A 21,578-nucleotide genomic window follows, 5' to 3' on the forward strand; every position below is an offset into this window, starting at 1 on the left:
TCATGACCCCTCACCTCTAAATGACTGCATCAACTCATCATATAGCCCATAGAAATGTGCCTTTTTAACCAGTTGTGACCGTTGCATTATCCCCTCAGTTACAAACTTACCTCTAACTACCTCCCCGTAATTGACCTCGTCATACTGAAAAGCAAAAATTTCTTCCATCACAACACTGTCACCCTCTAGGCCGACAATTTCTGATATGCTGGTTACCTTTCTCGTTCCGTCTCTCAGTCTATTAACCTGAACAATCACTTCGATCGCACTAACGATTGCCCGTCTAATCGCATCTAGCGGTTGGTTTAGGTTTGCCATCATCACCATAGATTCAACACGACCAATGGCATCTCTAGGAGAATTGGAGTGCAACGTTGACATCGAGCCTTCATGACCCGTGTTCATCGCCTGTAACATCTCAAATGCTTCCGAGCCACGACACTCCCCAAGAATTATTCTATCGGGTCGCATCCGCAGAGCATTAATAACCAAATCTCGCTGCGTCACTAAGCCCGTGCTTTCAATACTCTCAACTCTCGTTTCTAAGCGAACAAGGTTAGGTTGTTCTAAACGAAGTTCCGCAGCATCCTCAATAGTGACAATACGCTCATCATCACTGATGTATTGTGACAGCGCATTAAGTAATGTTGTCTTGCCAGACCCTGTCCCTCCTGAAATAAGTATATTAAGTCGACATCGCGACGCGATTGAGAGCACTCTCGCCATATCAAATGACATCGAATCAAATTCTACCAACGATTCTAGATCAATATTTTGCTCTCTAAACTTCCGAATCGATATCGTAGTGCCATCAAGAGCAATTGGAGGGATGACAATATTAACCCGGCTTCCATCGGCTAAGCGGGCATCTACGGTAGGAGAAAGCTCGTCGACACGTCGACCAACGCGCGAAGCGATCTGCTTAGCGATATTTAAAAGTTGAGCTTCATCGACAAAAGTAATATCCGAACGCTCAATCTTACCGTGTTTCTCAAAGAAAACGTTATTTGGTCCATTAACCATAATATCTGTGATCGCGTTATCATCGACCAATGGTTGAATTGGCCCTAAGCCAAACAACTCATCCAGCATACTTTTGACAATACTAGAACGCATCATCGTGGTTACGGGACGTTCATAACTTTGAGCAAGTACATCGACTGCACTTTTGACTTGAACTTCCAGCTCACTGCGAGATATGCCTTGAATCGCCTCAACATCTAGAGCCTCAAAGATCTGCATCCGAAATGACGAATAAATCTCTTTATTAGAACTCATCTACCCACCAATCGAGATAACCAGCCATGTGGCTTGCCAGAGCTTTGTCCGTTAATTAGGCTTGTCAGTTCTTCAATCGCATTATTGACACTTCGTTCATGCTTATGAGCACGCTTACCTTCAATCAGCAAATGAGAAAGCTTCTTGCAGTACACCATATTAAGATCGACTTTCGCACCAAGATATTTATCTAGGTCAGATTGCTCTATAACGAATGTACTTTCTGGTCGATGATGATTGGCAAAAGTAACGACTCGGATTCGCTTACCGATTGATATCTGTTTTTGCTCTAGCGCTTCTAGGAGAGATTTTGCATTGCGAATAGAAGAAACTGAAGGCTCAAAAACCACGACAACAACATCATAAGTTTCCACGAGTAGTTGAGGATCAACTCTGAAATCTATGCTGCCCGAAAAGTCTTCGATAATGAAGTTGGTATTTCGGCTCATCAACTCGCATAATATTTGGTTGTAATTAAATATTTTGTCTTGCTTACTCTCCCCTTGAAGAGCAAGTAAGCGAAATGATTTACGAACCTTGGTCAAATATGATAGCGCACCTTCGGTATCTAACTCATGAATAGGCACAGCAAACTCATCAATTGCTTTTGAACGAAAGTCTTCTAGACCCATTAACACATCAATATTCGAATCGCTGTATTGGTGATCGACCAAAATAGTGTCAATATTTTGCGATGATAATTTTGAACCTAGCTCAGCAGTGATGAAGGAAGTACCAATCCCTCCCTTACTACCAACAACAGCTACTCGCTTAGCTTTGCGCTTTTTACTAACTCCGGTGTATGTCTCCAAGTTCTTATGTACATTCATAACAAAATCAGAGAATTCGAGCTTATTTATCGGCCAAAGTAAGTAATAAAAGCCCATCTCTTTTAGATCTCTAAGAGTCGAAATAGAGTCTTGCCCACCAATGACAATTACCCCTTTTCGTGTTGGCAATTTACTAGCAATATCTTGAGCATCGACCAAAATATCTTGGGATTCTGTTAGATCGAGTATGACGATATTATCCGTTTGTTCAGAATAGAACTTGGGAGATAAGGCTTCCCTCTTAATACAGTGTGGCTCATTCCATCCTTCAAATTGAAACATCTCTTTGACTAAATCTGAGCATTCTTTTGATTGATAAATCAGAGCACAACCAGCAGGGCCATTCGTTAGCTCAACAACCTGAGGTGTTGTGTCTTTTATATTTTTGACGAGATCAAACATAACTAGATTCCCTCTACCAATCTTTCCTTGTGAGCGACCTGACGAACTCTCGCTGCCTCAGAGAAACAATTACGGCTAAATTCCGAGCCTTCTATTTGGGGAATATCACACTTTTGAGTCATTAAGGTGTGATAAGTAATCGTGACTTTAAGATCTTTACTCTGATTATCGTTTCTTTTAATTGCAAATGACTCAGCCACGACAGCAAGAGTAGGAAAGTCAGCAATCGCTTTGCTAACAACTTTCTTGCCTTTGTTGGTGCGATATTCGAAAAGGTAAGAAGCTCCAGAATCTATCTCTTGCACTTTTTGCAACAAATCTACAAGTTGTGCCTGCGTCTCTCTCAATGACATCACAGTGAAGGTATAAGTGTGCGTTTCTGGGTAAACCAAATATTCCGCGCCTTTTCCATTGAAGTAACGTTCAGTACAACCAGAGAGCAGCAACATAAATAAAACAGCAAATAAACAATGTCTCATCGGATAAACCCTCCTTCAGAAAGTAACTCAATTGCCGGCTCATTCCCTTTGATGGCCGGAGTCGGGTCCCCAATATTTAACCAACGGTAAAAAGTCGATGTGCGCTGTATTTGTGGAATTTGAACGTCTTTACTCTTTAATGGCTTCACTAAATTAACGGTTGCCACAATGATCAATTCGGTACGACGACGATCCGTATTTGATTTTCTGAATGCAGCTCCAAGCAGTGGAATGTCGCCGAGCAATGGTGTTTTCTGTAGCTCTTCTAAGTCAGAACTACTCATTAAACCGCCCAAGACAAAACTATCACCATCTCCTAACTCAACAGTTGTCATTGCGCGTCGCGTAGCTAGTTGTGGGACTTCAATACCTGCAGCTTGAATATAACGTTCAACTTCACTGACTTCAGGCATAAGTTGCATGCGAATCCTTTCGTCGCTATGTACCTTTGCAGTAAGCCCAAGACGAACACCATATTCACGGAAAGTGATGTTAATAGCGTCACCAGTAGCAACAATAACCGGTATCTCACCACCAACTAGGAAACTCGCAGACTCTCCGGAAACAACCGTTAAGTTTGGCTCAGCTAGGATTTGAGCTATATTTTCGTTCCCTAAAGCTGTAATAACTGTTGTCAAATCAGCAGCATCAAATTGTTGGAATAAAAACTCTCCCACGTTAGCCCCAACACTTGACCAATCAACACCAATTGTTTGCCCAAAGGTTTCGGTTACTTGAGCCACCGAAATTTTCACATTAACCTGTTGAACAGCAGCGACTTGCAGTTGTTCAATGATCCCGTCCCACGTCATGTTTCTTGCAAATATGAGTGATTCAGACTCTGGTACAGAGATAGTTTCATTCTCATACGTAAATTGCTGAGTATCTTCATAACGAGCTACCTTATCCCTAGATAGCATCGTGGCGATTAAGCGGTATATATTGTCACGCTCTTCCTCACTATTTACGACGCCACTAACAACTACCTGTTCACCAATAGATTCTATTTTTATATCAAGATTTGGGTAGAAAGCACGTAACTGTCTTCGCACATGACTCAAGTCAATATCGACAACGATACGGTCAGAAAGCAGAATCTTCTTACCTTCTCCATAAATAATTATCTTTGATTGACCTATCTCCTTAGCAAATATAACAACTGTATTTTCGTCTACTACGTTGTAATCAGCTATATCAGGAGCACTAATGAAAACCGTTGATATTGGCTCGCCAACTCGAATATGGTGACCGTCATTTTGGGTTATATAAGTTTCCGCATTCGCGCTGAGTGAAAGCGATATACATAACAGCATCAAGCAGAACTGAGTTAATAACTCTAAGAGTTTTTCTGTTTTCATTAGAGTTCATCTCCTTGATTAGATAAACGACTCGCCCCTCTTAGCTCTGCGACTCCACTGTAATTTTCAATAACATTTCTTACGTTAGCTTGGACAGGCTCTTCGTATTCATAAGAACGATATACTTCAAGGTGCATTGTTTTCTCAGCTATCGAAAGTCGAGCAATATCTTTAGGATCAATCTCCAAAATTATAATAATGGCGTCTTCTTGACTTGCTTGGGTATCAGCTCTGATCAAAGAGTCATTTTCTTCGTTTTGCTCTACACCCAGTACTTTTGCATTTCTTAATAAATGTTTTGCATGAACCCCTGTATATTCAATTGTGGCTTCTTCTACGGAGAGGTTATCTTGAGGAGAGCTTATCGCGAGTATGTCTACAAAAACTCCGGGTCTAATATAACCGGCGACCAAATTCTCACGGCTCACTTGGAGAGGAAAAGGCTCTTTTCCATCAGAAATCAACAAATCTATATAGCCTGAATTGCCTTTTGCCACTTGAAATTCGGGCATAACTAAACTGCCGGCAATTATATTTCGGTTAAGTAGAGTAGAGGGTGAAAAGTCGAGTTCAATATCTGAGCGTACACCTTTTTCTAAAGCCAAATCTAGCAAGATCTGCTCTCGCACGACCTGCTCTGAAGACAGAGGTTTCCCTCTATCCAGATCTGTCTTTGCACGCCAAACTTGGACGTAAACATCTTCTTTTGTAGGTGAGGTAACAGTCTCTTTGGTTTGATTATCGCTTGGATTTAATATTAAACCGTACACCCCTAAACCTATTGCAATTAAAGCAATGATAATGGCTAATCTGGAACGCATTACATTTCTCCCACATAGATGTACTGCATTATCGAAAAGACAAATCCGAAAGATATTGCTATACCATACGGAATCCCGGCAAACTTAATCAGTCCTAATTGAAATCGATTATCTATAATTTTTAGAATCAAATAGATGAGTGCTAACAACCCCCCAATAACGGCTATGACTACATATGTATAAGGCCAAAAACTCGGGGGAGTTGCTAAACTCAATGCTCCCATTAGTTTAATATCTCCGCCACCGATCACTTTGAAAGCATATATAATCAAAAGTACACAATACAAAAATGCTAATGAGTAAAAAAAATCAATAGAGAAATGATTATGACCGATTAATATTGATATAAATAAAGCACACCCAACTGTTTTATTGCTAATCCGACGGTACTTCAAGTCTGAAAATACAACATATGAAAGCAACAATAATAAAGAGCACAAAAGCATGTGCTCTGTGTATCGAATCTGTCCCATAAATAAACGTTATTAAGGACTAATATTAGGTCAATTATTCTTTAATCAATGCAGCTTCTTGCCCTAACTCTTTACCCAAATTTTTGAAACCAAGAGCTAGATCATCAACGAAGCCATCGTTGCTGTAAAAAGCTGTAACTAACAACACAGCCATTGCAATAGCAATTAAACCATATTCAATAGCTGTCACACCTCTCTCATCTTTTCTTAGATCAGCAATAAAGTTTGTCGTATATACGTAAAATTTAGTAATCATGATGCCATCCTTTTTTCATGCTTCTAGTGCAAAGCAATTAGATCTTAGTAATCAGATCACATTCTCACATTCAGATACTATCGGTTTCCCCGATGTGTATTTAGAAAATACACATAAATTTGAAGGGGTTATTTTATTTATATTGCTTATCTATTTAATTAATAAGAATTTTTGCTGTTAAATTTATATTTCTCTTTGAAAATCAAGTTAACTACGCCTAAGGTTGTAGTGTGATGAAAGTCACACTTTTCTTTCAAATAGTGTTAAAGCTGCCTATTAGTATTAGCCTAATACTTATGGTGTATGGTCTGTAGGAGGGAGTATGAAGCTCACTTTAGACAACTTAATCTCATTTCATACAGTTGCCTCTGAAGGTTCGTTTAGCTGTGCCGCGAGGAAATTAGGTAAATCGCAATCAACGATTAGTGGAGCGATAAAAAATCTAGAACAAGATTTAGGGTATTTGCTCCTAGATAGAGGGAATCATACGATAACTCTAACTGATAAAGGAAAGAAAATATACGCGTTAGCCACACCAATAATTTTCAAACATCAAGAGCTAAATAACATTGCCAACAATTTATCAAATTCAAATCTAACTAAAATAAAAGTTGGAATTGATCTACTAATGCTAAACTCAAATGTTAGGAGTGCTCTTATTGAATTTTCAGAGGAGTTCCCCGAAGTCGAAATAAAGGTTGTTACAAAGCCAAGCTATATTCTAGGTGATTATATAAATCGAAACAAAATTGATATAGCGATAGGAAATCCCTATCACAAAACCATCTATGATTTTAATATAGAAGAGCTATTTTTAGTTAATTGCATTTGGGTTGCGAGTAAAGAGATTGTTAAAAACTCAAACTTTAATTCACAAAAAAATCGATTACTACTGCTTGATGGTTATAAAGATATTATTGATTTCTCTATTATTTCAAGTCATAACATTTGGGTGCTGGATGATATTAGTACTATCCTTGAGCTCTGTAGTGCGGGGAAAGGGATAGCCCTACTTCCACAGCATATTATTGAAACCAAATCAGAAATAAACCAATTAGTAAAAATACCGAGTGATACACAATTGTTTGGTAAGCAAATATATGCATCAATGATCTGGCCATTACACAGTGAGTTTGGTAAATATCATCAGTGGATTCACAACAAACTAAGGAGCACCTACCACCTATGAACAACGAACAACTGCTCTATTAAAATATGAAATATTTCTGTTTTGCAGTTTCACTGGTAATTATTGGTTTTATTAGTGAGCTCTCAGCGAAAGTGACTTATATGAGAGACTCTCTAGCCTCTTATGAAGAACTGCAAGAAAATCAAAGATTGCAGCGAATTGTGGTTCCAAAAAGCAAAGAAATACAAGAAATACGAGCTTCCCAAACTACCCCACCAGTACTTCTATCTCTACCAATTACTGACAGCGTCAGCAATAAATATCTAATATATCAAACTCACATCGAACACTCTGCGACAAAGTGGAAAATTCCAGCATCATTAATCATTGCTATGATACACGCTGAAAGTTTCTTTGATCCAAATGTTGTTTCCCATGCCTCAGCTATCGGATTAATGCAAATTCTTGTTAATGGTGGCGCTGCTGAAGTATCACGCGAACTTTATGACAATAGGCCTATCAGAGCGCAAGACCTCTTTATTCCTGAATTCAATATTGATGTAGGGACCGCTTATTTACATCTATTGGAGACAAAGTATCTCAACAACATTCGCTCCACTAACGCAAGAAGACTGCTAGCAATTGCTTCTTATAACTGTGGCTTGTCTAATCTAATGAAATACTCCTTCGGTGATAAAAATCTCAACACATTCGCAAAAAATATCAATAAATTATCAGATGATGAGTTATACATAATGCTGACCACACAATTGCGTATAGCAGAAACAAGAACTTACGTAGCAAAAGTGTACAAATTAAACAAGCAATACCGAGCCTTACTCAACTGATATATATTCTTATATGGCGATGGCGTTCATTAAATTTCTAACCTAAAGTTTGAATTGATGGAAACTCTGTGAATCGCAAGGCTGTTTCTATCATCTCTTACAACAAACTGTGGACTCATACTGATCGGATTTATCTATGACAATTTAGCGCAATAACGTGGCGGCTACCGAATCAAAGATAGCTGTAATTTTTATCAATTTGGCCACAAGGATGTGTCGTATTTTTCAAGAATTTTAAAGAAAAGGACAGGCGTAACCCCTGCAAGCTAAAGACGTGCCTGCACAGATAACAGAAAACGCTAATTTTACTCCCTAAAAGAAAAAATCATGGTACATTTAACATGATTTTAACAAAAATAACCAAAAATAACTTAGCGAAAAACATGGAGTTAGACAATGATTCAGCCTAACGAGTTTAGCCAAGAACAAGCAACAGCTCTCCCTACACCCAATGACATGATTTTAAAATGGGCAGAAGAACGCCCAGATGAAGTCTATTTGAAACAGATTATTAACCGCCAATTTGTCGAATTTACTTATAAAGAAGTAGCCGACAAAGCACTGAAATTGGCGTCAGCATTAGAAGGACTCGGAGCCCAACCTGGCGATCGAGTCGCTCTCGTATCGAAAAACTGTGCAGAATGGTTCATCTGCGATCTTGCCATGATGTTAGGAGATTTTGTCAGCGTCCCAATCTTTCCAACAGCAGGTGCAGATACCATTCAATACTGTATTGAACACAGTGAAAGTAAAATTGTGATTGCGGGTAAGCTTGACGATCCTAAAGCCACTCAAAAAGTACTCGATGATAACCCGAGTCTAACCAGTATCTCACTGCCCTACGATACCGCTGCGAAGTGCCAACACACATTTGAGCAGCTCATAGAGACACATGAACCATCAACCAAACGACCTCAGCATCACGACGATAAGCTGATGTCACTTGTTTATACATCGGGTACATCAGGGTTACCAAAAGGCGCAATGCTCACATACGGCGCGTTTACTTGGTCTGTTCAAAGGTTAATTGACCATATTGGAATCCAACCTGGCGATCGCCTGTTTTCTTACCTACCGCTTGCTCATATTACAGAACGCGTTTACATCTTTGGTTCTTCAGTAATGGGGGGCGTGGTTACGGCTTTCCCTGAATCTTTAGACACCTTTATTGATGATGTGAAAATGCATCGCCCTACACTGTTTATTTCAGTTCCTCGCTTATGGACTCTATTCCAGCAGCGAATCCAAGACAAATTGCCACAGAAGAAACTGAACTTCTTGCTTAAGATTCCGTTTATCAACAACATCATTAAGAAGAAGCTTGCTGATGGTTTAGGGTTAGACCAAGCTCGCGTTCTTGGATGTGGTTCTGCACCTGTATCACCTGCTCTACTCGCATGGTATGAGAGTGTTGGCCTGCACATTACCGAGGCATGGGGCATGACAGAGTCTTTCGCCTACAGCACGATTAACCACCCGTTTAGAGCCGACAAAATTGGTACTGTAGGTAATGCTGGCCCGGGCATCGAGCTCAAAATTGCAGAAGATGAAGAAATTTTGGTTCGAAGCAAAGGTATGTTCTCTGGTTATTACAAAAATGACATAGCAACCCAAGAGTCTTTTAACTCGGATGGTTGGCTTCATACCGGTGATATCGGTGATATCGATAGTGAAGGTTATCTAACGATTCGTGGACGTAAGAAAGATACCTTTAAAACCTCTAAAGGTAAGTTTGTGGCTCCCGTGCCAATCGAAAACAAACTCTTTGAGTACAGCCGTGTAGAAATGATGTGTTTGATCGGCTTAGGCTTACCGGGCCCGATCCTACTCGTAGTACCGCATGACTTCCCTAATTTTGATCGTGCTCGTTATGAAAGAACAAGTAAACGTGTCATTGAAAAAATGAACGAACAGTTAGCCTCGCATGAGAAGATCAAAGGCGTACTGATGATTAAGGAACCGTGGAGCATTGATAATGGTGTGCTCACCCCAACCCTCAAGATAAAGCGACATATTCTTGAGCAGAAATACCATGAAGTCGGTCATAACTGGCCGAAAGATAAATTAGTGGTTTGGGAAGAATAGTCAAAATCGAGAGGGAGCCATTATGGCTCCTTTTTTGTAAGCTCAAATTATAAGTACTTAGCATAATCAACAGAATCACTACTCTTGCAATCTAAACCGACGTCATTTCTCATTAGATGACTTAACGATTACGAGCCAACAAGTTGGATGGAAATAGATGCCTTTGATATAAGTATGACACCTGGCGTTCAAGTCAACCCATGCTTTGATCCTAACTCCCCGAGAGAAGAGCGTATTAAGGCATTTACTGAATGGTTGCATGAAGAGGTTTCAGAAGTATCTAGGAGCTAACTTTGGCTTTGCAAAGATAGCTTAGACATCACTTATCACACTCGCTTCTCACGTAACTCCTTTTAAATATAGAGAGTTACGTATGTGAATTTTGTTTATTCCCAAAATACTTTCCTCACCTCTTCATTAGCCTGCTCTCGGGTAATACCAACATCTTCAAGCAAATGATCCGATAGTTCAGCTAGGTGCTTTCTCGTTCTACGGTTCTGAAAATAAAGTCTAAATTTAGAATAGAATTTCTTAACTGATAATGATGAAAAGAATGCTTGATGACTATTTGTTCGCGCAGTTATCGTATTCATAACCTTTCTCCTATTGATTTACTGCTTTATCATGGTCAATAATCGACCAACAACACACACGCGACAAACGATAGATACTGACATTCAGTTAAGGAAAACTAATGTGAGAGAGCGAACCCCACCTTTCCAAGGGATCTACTATTTTTATACGGCGGCTGAAACAGGCAGTTTTAAACTTGCCGCTGAAAAGCTGTTTGTCACGGCAGCTGCCGTCAGCCAACAAATTCGTCAACTTGAAGAATGGTTAGGTGCAGACTTGTTTATTCGCCAACACCGAAAAATAGTATTAACCCATGAAGGCGAAGTACTGTACCTGCAAGCGAAGAAAGGCTTTGCCCATATTCAAGATGGTGTGAGGCGAATTAACCAAGATCCTAGCCCTACTCAGCTGTCGATCTCTACCGTGCCTTCCTTTGCTCAGCATTGGCTAGTACCGAGAATTGGCGACTTTCGCGATCGCCACCCTGATCTATCCATGTTAATTGAGCCGACCAATAAGCTAGTCACGTTTGAAGATTCTAATATCGATATCTGCGTTCGATATGGTCATGGAAATTACCCAAATATCGAATCACGCTGGTTGATGGACGAGGTTATTTACCCGGTTTGTCACCCTATTTATCAAGATAAACATGGTATTTATGACATCGACGATCTACATAAAGCTGAGCTTATTGAAGACCGTTGGCCTGATATGGATTGGAGTCTTTGGTTACAAATCGCCGGGGTAAAAGCTGGCCGCACATCATTACAATTTGATGGCTCACATTTTGTGTTAGAAGGTGCGCTATCCGTTCAAGGTGTCGCACTCGTTAAGCACAGCTTGGTCCACCGCTATCTCCAAGAAAAGAAACTGGTGCGAATTGGTAATATGGCGCTGAAGCCTAAATATAATTACTTTTTATGTGCGCCCCCAGGTTACTTTCATCGAGAAAAGATAAAGCGTTTCGAAGAATGGATGCAGGCTCAGGTTAAATTGTTTGGTGATACAGGTAGAGAAGAGCTTTCGATTATCCACACCGATTACGAACTAAAATGGTCTGATAATTCATAAAGCGAAACTGGTATACTTAGCTCAAATAAATGGCGAGAACATCTCATGACACAAGATAATAATCCACTTCACGGTATCACTCTACAGAAACTACTGACTGAATTGGTTGAACATTACGGTTGGGAAGAGTTGAGTTACATGGTGAACATCAACTGCTTTAAAAAAGACCCGAGCATTAAATCGAGCTTAAAGTTTTTGCGTAAAACAGATTGGGCTCGTACCAAGGTAGAGCAGATTTACATCCAACTAAAAACTAGCTAGTCCCCACCTTTAACAAACGCACCATTTACGGTACTAAAGTATGAAACCGTTGGTGCGCATTTCATTAAATTTTCTTATATTACCTTAAAAATCAACAGGTAAAACAAATATCACATCAATTGCATTGAATAATACTTAATCAATACTAATATTATTTAACTAGACACAGTGGGATAACTCCTCATTAACCTACCGATTATTAAAGATTTTTTGTATGAGTAAATAGAGAGGTCAATCATGGAAGTTGATTCTGAACTCGCGTTAGACATTCATGTTCTTACCCGCAACAATTCATACTATAGGGTGATAAAAGACCTACTTTCAGTATCTATTCCTAGTGCGCAAATCACTCATTCACAATGCTTTATGCAAGTACCGAAACTCGAACCTGAAACGGTTGTTCTATTTGATATTCAAACCATGCCATGCCCCAAAAGATACGGATTTATCCTACATGAAAGAAACGAATTTTGGTTAGCAGTCAATGTGAATGACAATACATCTACAGTATGGCTAGAGAAAGGCTTTTCAGGGCAAATAGATCAGCACTTTGAGTTTATATCGAAAGCAATTTTATCTGTTTATCAAGAAGATATATGGTTCCCAAGGTCAGTGTTAAATAAACTAGTTTCTTCCTATCAAAGCAATGAACCTAATTATGAATCAGCTTGCGAAAATATAATCAATTACAAAGAGTTAACTAAAAAGGAAAGGGATACCTGCACATTGATGCTGAAGGGGCTTTCAAATTCTCAGATTGCATCTCAGCAGCACGTCAGTATCAATACAGTGAAAACTCACTCATCAAACTTACTTCGTAAATTAAACTTACGATCCAGATATGAACTTCTTGCTCAGGTAAAAAACTCCAATTAGGAGCCGACCACAATAAGATCACAAGAACAGTGGAATATAACAAAACTCATTCTAAACTCACCCTATGCAAACGATATTTTTCACTCCATGTGATGAGGTTTGACTAACTGTTCCCTCGTAGTCTTTAGAAGTGATGCACGGGTATGCATCTCAACTAACGAGGGATTGAGTTATGAAAAAGTTACTTCTTGCTACTGCTGTAGCAGCCGCTTCACTTTCTTTTGGCGCTTCTGCGGTACAATTTAACAATACTGTGGACTTTAAGACACTGAGTAACACGGACCAAAAAACAATTAAAATTGAAGGTCGAGTTCCAAAACGCTGTCTGCTACGAATCGGTAAAAAAGACGTGAAGAACAACGTTCTGCGTAAAGCAAACAAAGTGCACACTGATTCATGGGTAAATAGCTATACCAACGAAGAAGTATTGGTAGGTAACTTACGTGCTTGGTGTAACTACGGGACTGATTTGGAGTTTTCAGTAACTGCTTACCAGCTTGACGGCGTAACCAAGCACAATATGGGTGAGAAGATTAATTACGAAGTGAGAATTGGTTCAGATACGGTGGCGAACACTGAAATAGACCATGGCATGGAAGTAACGGCGTCTCCAATTCCATCATTGGGCGAACACTTGGTCAACAAAATCAACAAGCACCCAATTTATGTGCAACCTGAAGATTCGGGCTTTGCGAAAGCAGGGAAGTATGAAGGTAAAATCAAAGTGAGTCTTGCAGCAGCAGGCCCAGCAAGCTAATAACCGAATGATAGTTGATGGATAATGTCTTATAGACAAATACAACTTGGCTCGGTTATCGAGCCAAGTTTATTTTATGGAGAAATATCAATGACTAGGATTATAACTCTTCTATTTTCTTTATTGTTCAGCTCTATCCTTTTCGCGTACGAAGTCAGTCCCATTTATTTAGAACTGGATGATGTTGGTCGAAACGCCCAAGGCTTGTATAAAGTAACCAACGTGGAAGAAGAGCCAATCCTCCTAGAAGTAAATGTTTACCAAACTGATTTTTCTACTGGCGAAGAAATTTTAACACCATCGGAAGATGAGTTTCTCATCCTTCCACCTCAAGCTAAAATTGACGGGCAAAAGTCTCAGACTTTCCGCGTACGTTACATGCCAACAGGGCCAATAAAACAAACTGTCACCTACCGTATCGTCTTTTCGCAAATTGAACTAGAAAATAAAGTTGAGGAAAATGACGACAGTTCTATTTCCATGCTACTAGAGTTTGCAACTTTGGTTTTTGTCTCCCCCACATCCAGTAAATCGATTCCAACCACTACAGTTCAAAACAGCCAGGTCGCTATCCGCAACGATGGAAAACGAGTACTGAACATGAATGGCATGGAGTTTAGCTTCTCTGGTGGTAAAGCAAACAAAACAGTTGATTGGGAAGTATTAAGTAAGAAGACAAGCGCCTATTTAATGCCAGGAACGACCGTCAAGTACACTTTACCAAGTGAATTAGGACAGCCAAAGAAAGTTTCTGTTAAAACTATCGATTAACGAGACTCTCGTGAAGAATCTCATTTTATGCCTCACATTAGTAACAGCCATACAAACCGCGTTTGCGCAAAGTTGGTTATTCCCATTTCCCCTTACTTGGGGCGTAAATACTATCGGCGAAGTGAATGCGTATTCTGATGGTATGACTGTTGGCTCTATTAACGTGGAACAGCTTGCTCAGTCAACTCAAAAACTGGTCAACCCTGAGACACTGACAGCGTTACGAAATTTCCCCGAAGAATACATTACGATCGAACAACTGAACCATATGGGCATCAGTGCGACCTTCAACTCTTCCGATCAAAATATTAATTTAGTCATTAATGAAAAGGCTGCAGCTGAGTTCTTGCTGTCGTTTGGTAGCAAGTATGAACCGGCTCAATATTCAGAAAGCACTTTTTGGACAATGCAAAATACACTGAATGCTAGTACGGACTACTCCTTTTTCAGCGCCCCAAATACAGAGGACACGCAAAGATGGCTTGGTGAGTGGTTATTAAAAGCCAATATTGGTGGCGTTCGAGGCGCCAATATTGACATGTCCGGTTTTGTTAGCGGTGGTAACGATATCAACTCTGATGTGTATCGTGGTGAAGCTCGTCTTTTCTTTGATGAACCTAATACCCCTTTTCGACTAACCTTTGGTGATGTAACCCAAGCAAGTGCTGGACACCTTCCTAGTACACCTCTCGGAGGCATTGCTTTTGAACGTTTGTATCAAGACTTACAACCTACCCGAAATATCCAAAATGGAGGAACTCAACCACTGGTATTGAATGAGAGCGCAGATGTCGAAGTCTATATTAACGACGTTTTTCTCACTGAAATTCGTTTACCCCCGGGGCGATATACACTTGACGACTTGCCTCTCGTTTCTGGTACCAATGACGTCCGATTGGATATTAGTTATCAATCAGGTAGGACCGATACCATAGTTTATAGCCAGTTCTTTAACTCACGTTTGTTACGTGAAGGCATTTCTGATTTTGGCTTCTACTCTGGTTTAACGTCGACGATTGAAGATAACAACTTTAAGTATGACGACGAGCAATGGGTAACTTCTGGGTATTACGACTATGGTGTCAGCGATACCTTAACAATTGGCGGAAACGCTCTGTATCACCCAGAAGGACAACAAGTCGGCATAATTGCAACAATTGGTTCTGATTGGGGGAATTTAGGTGTTCGAGCTTCTGCACAAAACAACAAGCCCAGTAATGATACAGGTAGTATCTACAGCTTAGATTATTCCCACCAATTATGGGGAACAGACAGTTACGGTTCCCCAAACTTTCGTCTTGGAAGTGAGTATCAAGACAATTATTTTGCATTGCCTTGGCAGATTACGGATGCAAATACTGGGCTCCGCGTCTTTTCAAACTACGTTTTCAGTATTACGGATAACCTTAGTTTAATCCTGAGTGGTGACTATCGTGACTTTGAAGAGTCAGAAGTGCAATGGCAGGCTTCTACTGAAGTTTCTTGGCAATTTTATAATATATCACTCTCTGCAGGCATAGAGAAAGAAGAGAACCCAAATGAAAACATTGACGAAACGCGCTTTACTTTTTCTGCAGATTGGGACTGGAACTCTGACAATGGAGAATACAACGCAAATATATCCTACTCCAATGAACCAGATACCTATCGAGCTCAATTTCAACGCCCATCAGAGGACTATACGGGCAGTTATGGCTATGCGATGACTGCTGAAGGCGAGACCGACTCTCAAACTTACTCTGTCGAGGGTAATTATGTGGCAAACCGTTTTATCACAGATGCTAAGATTTCTCACCTAGCATTTGATAACTCAGCGAGCTACCAAACTGCTTCTTTACGAGCAAGTACAGCGCTTACTCTAGCTGACGGTAACTTAGCTTGGTCACGTCCCATCAATGGTCCAGTGGCAATTATTGCCGTTCATAACTCGTTAGATTCTGATGTAGAAATAAATGCGGTTGCAGATGATCCTGCAGAAGCAATATCTACCTATACTATCAGTAATGCCGTTCAGTTGTCTGGAGGGCACCAATTGTCCAGTGTCTACATTGATGTGCCAGATGCACCGATAGGCTATGACTTTGGCAACCACGAGCACAGCATTACGCCAGGATCACAAACAGGCCATCTAATAAAAATCGGCTCTGCAGCATCGAAAACCATCATAGGTAAGATTGAAATCGGGCAAAACAAACCATTAAAACTCTTCCAAGGTCAGTTGGTTGGACAACAGAAAACGTATGAATTTTTCACTAATCGATCAGGTAGGTTCGTTGTGGAAGGCGTTGCGCCGGGTAACTACACCATCGTCATAGATGGCTTTAGCCCAACAAAATTGAACGTGCCAGAAATCAATGACAATCTGATTTATCTACCAACTTTACTCATTAAAGAGGGATAAACCATGAAACGCTTTCTTAAGATATCAGTGTTCGGTTTAGCCATATTATCTCAACCAATTTGGGCCGCCGAATGCAATGGCAAGTGGATGCTAAACATCGACAGAAGCAATGTTGAATTTAAGCGAGATTTAGGAGCTTATATTCCTGTTTATTTAGAATTGTCACGTGATATTCAGAATTGTCGATTCCCAATGGCCCTAGTATCGGTCAACAGTAAACAATCTAGCTACTTAAGTTCAATTGGAACGAATTTGCCCCTTACTATTCTGGACAAGAACTTCCGTCAATTGAGTCACTTTCCTAGCAAAGGCTTTCAACTACCTCTGGATAATAGCCAAAGGACGAAGTTTTGGATAAAGGTACCAGAAGCTAAAGTAGCCGCATCTGGTAGCTATAACGGACTTCTTGAAGCCTCTATTTCCTTAGATAGAAAGCAAGAGACCAAAAATGCCAAAGTTAAACTCAAAGTACCAGCGTTTGTAGCTTTCAACTCAGTGCCAAATGCGCCACACGTTCAACGTTCAGGGAGTTCAGGTTATCGCTTCCAGCTTGGTGACCTTGAATCTAACCGCACATACCGTTCTGATTTTGATCTTATTTCGAACTCGAATGTAAGATTAGTCGTAAAGCAGAAATATGGAGAGTTAAAGCAGCAGTCGGAACGCAATATCTCAATCCCATATACATTGCGATTTAACAACGCCTTGGTAAACCAGAAGTCAGTTTATACCTTCTCAAACAATGATGAAACCAAGCGTTGGGGGGTTCCCCTTGAAGTAATGCTAGGTAACATCGACTTTGCGAGAGCGGGTAAATATAAAGATACGATAACGGTTGAAGTTAAAGCTATGCCATAGATACACGTGATGAAGAAACCTACGGTTTAATCAGTGGACAACGGAAAATACTTCCAAACTTTAACGAACGCCTTATATGGCTCTACCACTATCCTAAGAAAAGAAACTAATGCATCACTGCAACTTTAAGTGTTTGGATATAAGCCCTTAAGATAGGAGAGCAGAATTAGTTTTATTGAAAATAAAAAGCCCCGCAAGCTTTCACTTGCGGGGCTTTTTTAGCTAATTGAGAAAAGGGCTAATTACTTACCAGCTTCTTTTTCTGCTTTAACTTTTGCAATCACTTCGTCAGCAACGTTAGTTGGACATGGTGCGTATTGTGCGAATTCCATAGAGAATTGGCCACGACCAGAAGTGATAGTACGTAGGTGACCGATGTAGCCGAACATCTCAGAAAGAGGTACGTCAGCTTTAATACGAACACCAGTAACGCCAGCTTGTTGATCTTTGATCATGCCACGACGACGGTTAAGGTCACCGATAACATCACCAACGTGATCGTCTGGAGTGAACACGTCAACGTTCATGATTGGCTCAAGAAGTTGCGCGCCAGCTTTAGGCATAGATTGACGGAATGCGCCTTTCGCTGCGATTTCAAATGCGATAGCAGATGAATCGACTGCGTGGAAGCCACCATCGAACAGTTCAACTTCAACGTCTAGAGTTGGGAAGCCAGCTAGTACGCCGTTTTCCATCATAGATGCGAAGCCTTTCTCAACTGCAGGCCAGAATTCTTTAGGAACGTTACCGCCCACAACTACAGAGTTGAACTTGAAGCCAGAACCTGCTTCGCCTGGTTTGATACGGTAATCGATCTTACCGAATTGACCAGAACCACCAGATTGCTTCTTGTGCGTGTAGCTATCTTCAATTGCTTGAGTGATAGTTTCACGGTAAGCAACTTGAGGAGCACCTACAGTTAGGTCAACGCCGTATGTACGCTTAAGGATATCTACCTTGATGTCTAGGTGAAGTTCACCCATACCTTTCAGGATAGTTTCGCCAGTCTCTTCGTCAGTCTCAACTTGGAAAGATGGATCTTCTGCAACCATTTTACCGATCGCGATACCCATTTTCTCAGAACCGCCTTTATCTTTTGGAGATACAGCGATTGAGATTACTGGAGTTGGGAATACCATTGGCTCAAGCGTTACTTGATCTTTAGGATCACATAGAGTGTGACCAGTTTGCACGTTCTTCATACCAACGATCGCAATGATGTCACCAGCTTGTGCGCTAGTTAGTTCGTTACGGTCATCAGCTTGCATCTCAACCATACGGCCAACACGTTCTGTTTTGCCAGTGAATGAGTTAAGAATCGTGTCACCTTTGTTCAGTTTACCAGAGTAAATACGAACGAAAGTTAGAGCACCGAAGCGGTCATCCATGATTTTGAATGCAAGCGCTTTGAATGTTTCATCTGTAGAAACGATAGCGTGTTCGCCAGTTTCTTCGCCGTTCTCATCCATTAGAGGCTGAGGATCAACTTCAGTTGGTGCTGGTAGGTAATCTACTACAGCATCAAGGATAAGTTGCATACCTTTGTTCTTGAACGCAGAACCACAGAACGTTGGGAAGAATGCGATATCACGAGTACCTTTACGGATACAACGCTTGATGTCTTCGATAGAAGGCTCTTCACCTTCCATGTAAGCTTCCATTAGGTCATCGTCTTGCTCTACAGCAGTTTCGATTAGCTCTTCACGGTATTGCTCAACGTCATCAACCATGTCCGCAGGAACGTCAGTGATTTCGTAGTTTTCAGGAAGACCAGTGTCATCCCAAACGTATGCTTTACGGCTTAGTAGGTCTACAACACCAACGAATTCGTCTTCACGACCGATTGGTAGAACCATAACTAGAGGAGTAGCACCTAGAACGTTTTTAACTTGGTCAACAACGTTGTAGAAATCTGCACCCATACGGTCTAGTTTGTTAACGAAGATCAGACGAGATACTTCTGATTCGTTAGCGTAGCGCCAGTTAGTTTCTGATTGAGGTTCAACACCACCAGAACCACAGAATACACCGATACCGCCATCAAGAACTTTAAGAGAACGGTATACTTCAACTGTGAAGTCAACGTGTCCAGGAGTATCGATAACGTTTAGACGGTGATCGTTCCAAAAACAGCTTACAGCTGCTGATTGGATAGTAATACCGCGCTCAGCTTCCTGTTCCATGAAGTCAGTCGTTGATTCGCCATCATGTACTTCACCAGTCTTGTGGATTTGACCAGTTAGCTTAAGGATACGCTCAGTGGTAGTTGTTTTACCCGCATCAACGTGCGCGAAAATACCAATGTTTCTGTATTTCGATAAATCTGCCATTGTCTTACTCTGTTAATAGGATATAAAATGCGCGCAGAGTATATCACAATCTGTGAAGACTGATAGCTTTGCATGCATTTGGGACTAAAAAACTTTGCCTTTTTCTAACATATAGAAAAAGGCAATCTATGGAAACAATCTAAGTGACTGTTTAGTTTAGTGCTAACTTAGGGCGAATATCATGCTCAAGTTAGACTGAATTTCTGCTGTATAGAGTAGCTGAAGTGAGCTCAATTACAACTCATCAAAAGCATTAATTGCTTCCGATAATTTTTTCACGCCGTGGATCTGCATTCCAGGAATGCCACCTTTAGGCATGTTTGCTGCCGGTACAATCGCTTTCTTAAAGCCGTGTTTAAATGCCTCATTTAGACGCTCTTGCCCACTCGGTACCGGTCGAATCTCACCCGCTAGGCCTACTTCTCCAAATACCACCACATCTTTTGGCAATGCGCGATCTCTGAAACTTGAAAGTAGAGCCATCACCAACGCAAGATCAGCACTGGTTTCGGTTACTTTAACACCACCGACGACATTCACAAACACATCTTGGTCAGCCATTTGTAAGCCGCCGTGTTTATGCAGCACCGCTAATAACAACGAAAGCCTGTTTTGCTCTAGGCCGACAGCGACACGACGTGGGTTTGCCAGCTGCGAATAGTCCACCAGCGCTTGGATTTCAACAAGAAGTGGACGCGTCCCTTCCCAAACCACCATCACGGAACTGCCTGAGGTTTCTTCTTCACCGCGAGACAAGAAAATAGCTGATGGATTGCTGACTTCTTTCAGGCCTTGGCCTGTCATTGCAAACACACCCAACTCATTAACCGCACCAAAACGGTTTTTGTGGCTACGTAGCGTTCTAAAGCGGCTATCGGTTCCGCCATCTAACAGCACGGAACAGTCAATAATGTGTTCAAGTACCTTGGGGCCAGCCAGAGTACCGTCTTTAGTTACGTGTCCCACTAAGAACACAGCAACGTTGTTTTGTTTCGCATAGCGCGTTAATGCCGTTGCTGACTCACGAACTTGAGCAACACTGCCTGGCGATGACTGAACATCAGCGACATGCATAACTTGGATCGAGTCGATAACCATGATCTTAGGCTGCTCTTTTTCAGCGACCTGACAGATTTTATCGACGTTGGTTTCAGAGAGCATTTTTAAGTGCTCTTTTGGTAAGCCCAATCGAGACGCTCGCATCGCTACCTGCTGTAAGGATTCTTCCCCAGTGACATAGAGAGTCGGTAATTGCGAAGAAAGCTGACACATGGTCTGCAGTAACAGGGTTGATTTACCTGCACCGGGATTACCACCGATCAGAATCGCAGCGCCAGGAACGACGCCGCCGCCGAGTACGCGGTCGAGCTCTTTGAAGCCGCTACTAAAACGAGGGACTTCTTGTAGATCAATCTCTGAGAGGGTTTGAACCGAAGATTCTGTTGTGCCCCCCGCATAACCACCACTGAGTCGTTCATTACGCGCAACTTGAGGTGAAGCCGCTAGTCTAACTTCTGTAATCGTGTTCCAAGCACCACATGCGTTGCACTGCCCCTGCCAACGTGGAAAGTCAGCACCACAGTCATTACACACATAAGCTCGTTTTGCCTTAGCCATAAAACCTCAATAATTTACTCAGTTACACAATGATGTTGTCAATTTGTGACTTATTTGACCGTACGGGTGAAAATAAACGTTGCAGTCATACCACTTATACT

Annotated in this window: 20 protein-coding genes and 1 pseudogene; 11 read left to right on the top strand and 10 right to left on the bottom strand. The window is 41.1% G+C overall.

Annotation, left to right across the window (positions count from 1 at the left end):
• The 7 genes from ITG09_12895 to ITG09_12925 are packed head-to-tail and all read right to left on the bottom strand — an operon-like array spanning position 1 to position 5,897.
• On the bottom strand, positions 1-1,278 hold the full coding sequence (locus ITG09_12895) for a CpaF family protein (protein ID UPR51587.1): 1,278 nt from the start codon (positions 1,276-1,278) through the stop codon (positions 1-3).
• On the bottom strand, positions 1,275-2,510 hold the full coding sequence (locus tag ITG09_12900) for a chromosome partitioning protein ParA (protein ID UPR51588.1): 1,236 nt from the start codon (positions 2,508-2,510) through the stop codon (positions 1,275-1,277). The genes ITG09_12895 and ITG09_12900 overlap by 4 nt, the downstream gene beginning before the upstream one ends.
• Before the next feature lie 2 nt (positions 2,511-2,512).
• Positions 2,513-2,989, bottom strand: coding sequence for a hypothetical protein (locus tag ITG09_12905; protein ID UPR51589.1), 477 nt, complete (start codon positions 2,987-2,989; stop codon positions 2,513-2,515).
• Positions 2,986-4,347, bottom strand: coding sequence for a pilus assembly protein N-terminal domain-containing protein (locus tag ITG09_12910; GenBank protein ID UPR51590.1), 1,362 nt, complete (start codon positions 4,345-4,347; stop codon positions 2,986-2,988). The genes ITG09_12905 and ITG09_12910 overlap by 4 nt, the downstream gene beginning before the upstream one ends.
• Positions 4,347-5,168 carry a Flp pilus assembly protein CpaB gene (gene cpaB, locus ITG09_12915; GenBank protein UPR51591.1) on the bottom strand — a complete coding sequence of 274 codons (822 nt, stop codon included), beginning with the start codon at positions 5,166-5,168 and terminating at the stop codon, positions 4,347-4,349. The genes ITG09_12910 and cpaB overlap by 1 nt, the downstream gene beginning before the upstream one ends.
• The gene (locus ITG09_12920) at positions 5,168-5,641 is read right to left on the bottom strand and encodes a prepilin peptidase (protein ID UPR51592.1); all 474 of its coding nucleotides are present in this window, start codon (positions 5,639-5,641) and stop codon (positions 5,168-5,170) included. The genes cpaB and ITG09_12920 overlap by 1 nt, the downstream gene beginning before the upstream one ends.
• Before the next feature lie 34 nt (positions 5,642-5,675).
• Positions 5,676-5,897, bottom strand: a complete 222-nt coding sequence (locus ITG09_12925; protein ID UPR51593.1) for a Flp family type IVb pilin — start codon at positions 5,895-5,897, stop codon at positions 5,676-5,678.
• A gap of 322 nt (positions 5,898-6,219) precedes the next feature.
• Here ITG09_12925 and ITG09_12930 point away from each other — a divergent pair, with 322 nt between their 5' ends.
• The 4 genes and pseudogenes from ITG09_12930 to ITG09_12945 all read left to right on the top strand — a co-directional run bounded on the left by ITG09_12930 (position 6,220) and on the right by ITG09_12945 (position 9,959).
• A complete protein-coding gene (locus ITG09_12930) occupies positions 6,220-7,086 on the top strand; it encodes a LysR family transcriptional regulator (GenBank protein ID UPR51594.1) in 867 nt (288 codons plus the stop codon).
• 101 nt (positions 7,087-7,187) lie between these two features.
• The gene (locus tag ITG09_12935) at positions 7,188-7,874 is read left to right on the top strand and encodes a transglycosylase SLT domain-containing protein (protein ID UPR51595.1); all 687 of its coding nucleotides are present in this window, start codon (positions 7,188-7,190) and stop codon (positions 7,872-7,874) included.
• Between the two features lie 160 nt (positions 7,875-8,034).
• Positions 8,035-8,144 (top strand): annotated as a pseudogene (locus ITG09_12940) (AraC family transcriptional regulator).
• A 126-nt stretch (positions 8,145-8,270) separates the two neighbouring features.
• The gene (locus ITG09_12945) at positions 8,271-9,959 is read left to right on the top strand and encodes an AMP-binding protein (GenBank protein UPR51596.1); all 1,689 of its coding nucleotides are present in this window, start codon (positions 8,271-8,273) and stop codon (positions 9,957-9,959) included.
• Between the two features lie 386 nt (positions 9,960-10,345).
• Here ITG09_12945 and ITG09_12950 read toward each other — a convergent pair whose 3' ends face one another.
• Positions 10,346-10,552 carry a DUF1127 domain-containing protein gene (locus ITG09_12950; protein ID UPR51597.1) on the bottom strand — a complete coding sequence of 69 codons (207 nt, stop codon included), beginning with the start codon at positions 10,550-10,552 and terminating at the stop codon, positions 10,346-10,348.
• A gap of 103 nt (positions 10,553-10,655) precedes the next feature.
• On the opposite strand from ITG09_12950, the gene ITG09_12955 reads away from it, so the two are divergent.
• The 7 genes from ITG09_12955 (at position 10,656) to ITG09_12985 (ending at position 17,530) form a co-directional block, all read left to right on the top strand.
• Positions 10,656-11,606 carry a LysR family transcriptional regulator gene (locus ITG09_12955; protein UPR51598.1) on the top strand — a complete coding sequence of 317 codons (951 nt, stop codon included), beginning with the start codon at positions 10,656-10,658 and terminating at the stop codon, positions 11,604-11,606.
• Between the two features lie 45 nt (positions 11,607-11,651).
• Positions 11,652-11,867 (top strand): DUF2132 domain-containing protein, encoded by a 216-nt coding sequence (locus ITG09_12960; protein UPR51599.1) that lies wholly within the window; start codon positions 11,652-11,654, stop codon positions 11,865-11,867.
• A 237-nt stretch (positions 11,868-12,104) separates the two neighbouring features.
• The gene (locus ITG09_12965) at positions 12,105-12,743 is read left to right on the top strand and encodes a response regulator transcription factor (protein ID UPR51600.1); all 639 of its coding nucleotides are present in this window, start codon (positions 12,105-12,107) and stop codon (positions 12,741-12,743) included.
• A gap of 172 nt (positions 12,744-12,915) precedes the next feature.
• Positions 12,916-13,500 carry a hypothetical protein gene (locus ITG09_12970; GenBank protein UPR51601.1) on the top strand — a complete coding sequence of 195 codons (585 nt, stop codon included), beginning with the start codon at positions 12,916-12,918 and terminating at the stop codon, positions 13,498-13,500.
• A gap of 90 nt (positions 13,501-13,590) precedes the next feature.
• Positions 13,591-14,271: a molecular chaperone gene (locus tag ITG09_12975; protein ID UPR53644.1), complete on the top strand. Its 681-nt coding sequence runs from the start codon at positions 13,591-13,593 to the stop codon at positions 14,269-14,271.
• A gap of 10 nt (positions 14,272-14,281) precedes the next feature.
• Positions 14,282-16,672 carry a fimbria/pilus outer membrane usher protein gene (locus ITG09_12980; GenBank protein ID UPR51602.1) on the top strand — a complete coding sequence of 797 codons (2,391 nt, stop codon included), beginning with the start codon at positions 14,282-14,284 and terminating at the stop codon, positions 16,670-16,672.
• A 3-nt stretch (positions 16,673-16,675) separates the two neighbouring features.
• On the top strand, positions 16,676-17,530 hold the full coding sequence (locus ITG09_12985; protein ID UPR51603.1) for a hypothetical protein: 855 nt from the start codon (positions 16,676-16,678) through the stop codon (positions 17,528-17,530).
• A 242-nt stretch (positions 17,531-17,772) separates the two neighbouring features.
• On the opposite strand, the gene ITG09_12990 is transcribed toward ITG09_12985, so the two are convergent.
• On the bottom strand, positions 17,773-19,860 hold the full coding sequence (locus ITG09_12990) for an elongation factor G (GenBank protein UPR51604.1): 2,088 nt from the start codon (positions 19,858-19,860) through the stop codon (positions 17,773-17,775).
• 234 nt (positions 19,861-20,094) lie between these two features.
• Positions 20,095-21,477, bottom strand: coding sequence for a DNA repair protein RadA (gene radA, locus ITG09_12995; protein ID UPR51605.1), 1,383 nt, complete (start codon positions 21,475-21,477; stop codon positions 20,095-20,097).
• Positions 21,478-21,578: the final 101 nt, after the last annotated feature.

Origin of the sequence: Vibrio cyclitrophicus, from assembly GCA_023206055.1 — a bacterium.
Lineage (GTDB): Bacteria > Pseudomonadota > Gammaproteobacteria > Enterobacterales > Vibrionaceae > Vibrio > Vibrio cyclitrophicus_A.

Excerpts from the sequence above, each read along its gene's own strand:
- ITG09_12905 (UPR51589.1), bottom strand. The coding sequence starts at position 2,989 with ATGAGACATTGTTTATTTGCTGTTTTATTTATGTTGCTGCTCTCTGGT.
- ITG09_12945 (UPR51596.1), top strand. The coding sequence starts at position 8,271 with ATGATTCAGCCTAACGAGTTTAGCCAAGAACAAGCAACAGCTCTCCCT.
- ITG09_12895 (UPR51587.1), bottom strand. The coding sequence starts at position 1,278 with ATGAGTTCTAATAAAGAGATTTATTCGTCATTTCGGATGCAGATCTTT.
- cpaB (UPR51591.1), bottom strand. The coding sequence starts at position 5,168 with ATGCGTTCCAGATTAGCCATTATCATTGCTTTAATTGCAATAGGTTTA.
- radA (UPR51605.1), bottom strand. The coding sequence starts at position 21,477 with ATGGCTAAGGCAAAACGAGCTTATGTGTGTAATGACTGTGGTGCTGAC.
- ITG09_12985 (UPR51603.1), top strand. The coding sequence starts at position 16,676 with ATGAAACGCTTTCTTAAGATATCAGTGTTCGGTTTAGCCATATTATCT.
- ITG09_12960 (UPR51599.1), top strand. The coding sequence starts at position 11,652 with ATGACACAAGATAATAATCCACTTCACGGTATCACTCTACAGAAACTA.
- ITG09_12900 (UPR51588.1), bottom strand. The coding sequence starts at position 2,510 with ATGTTTGATCTCGTCAAAAATATAAAAGACACAACACCTCAGGTTGTT.
- ITG09_12950 (UPR51597.1), bottom strand. The coding sequence starts at position 10,552 with ATGAATACGATAACTGCGCGAACAAATAGTCATCAAGCATTCTTTTCA.
- ITG09_12975 (UPR53644.1), top strand. The coding sequence starts at position 13,591 with ATGACTAGGATTATAACTCTTCTATTTTCTTTATTGTTCAGCTCTATC.
- ITG09_12970 (UPR51601.1), top strand. The coding sequence starts at position 12,916 with ATGAAAAAGTTACTTCTTGCTACTGCTGTAGCAGCCGCTTCACTTTCT.
- ITG09_12930 (UPR51594.1), top strand. The coding sequence starts at position 6,220 with ATGAAGCTCACTTTAGACAACTTAATCTCATTTCATACAGTTGCCTCT.
- ITG09_12920 (UPR51592.1), bottom strand. The coding sequence starts at position 5,641 with ATGGGACAGATTCGATACACAGAGCACATGCTTTTGTGCTCTTTATTA.
- ITG09_12990 (UPR51604.1), bottom strand. The coding sequence starts at position 19,860 with ATGGCAGATTTATCGAAATACAGAAACATTGGTATTTTCGCGCACGTT.
- ITG09_12965 (UPR51600.1), top strand. The coding sequence starts at position 12,105 with ATGGAAGTTGATTCTGAACTCGCGTTAGACATTCATGTTCTTACCCGC.
- ITG09_12925 (UPR51593.1), bottom strand. The coding sequence starts at position 5,897 with ATGATTACTAAATTTTACGTATATACGACAAACTTTATTGCTGATCTA.
- ITG09_12935 (UPR51595.1), top strand. The coding sequence starts at position 7,188 with ATGAGAGACTCTCTAGCCTCTTATGAAGAACTGCAAGAAAATCAAAGA.
- ITG09_12910 (UPR51590.1), bottom strand. The coding sequence starts at position 4,347 with ATGAAAACAGAAAAACTCTTAGAGTTATTAACTCAGTTCTGCTTGATG.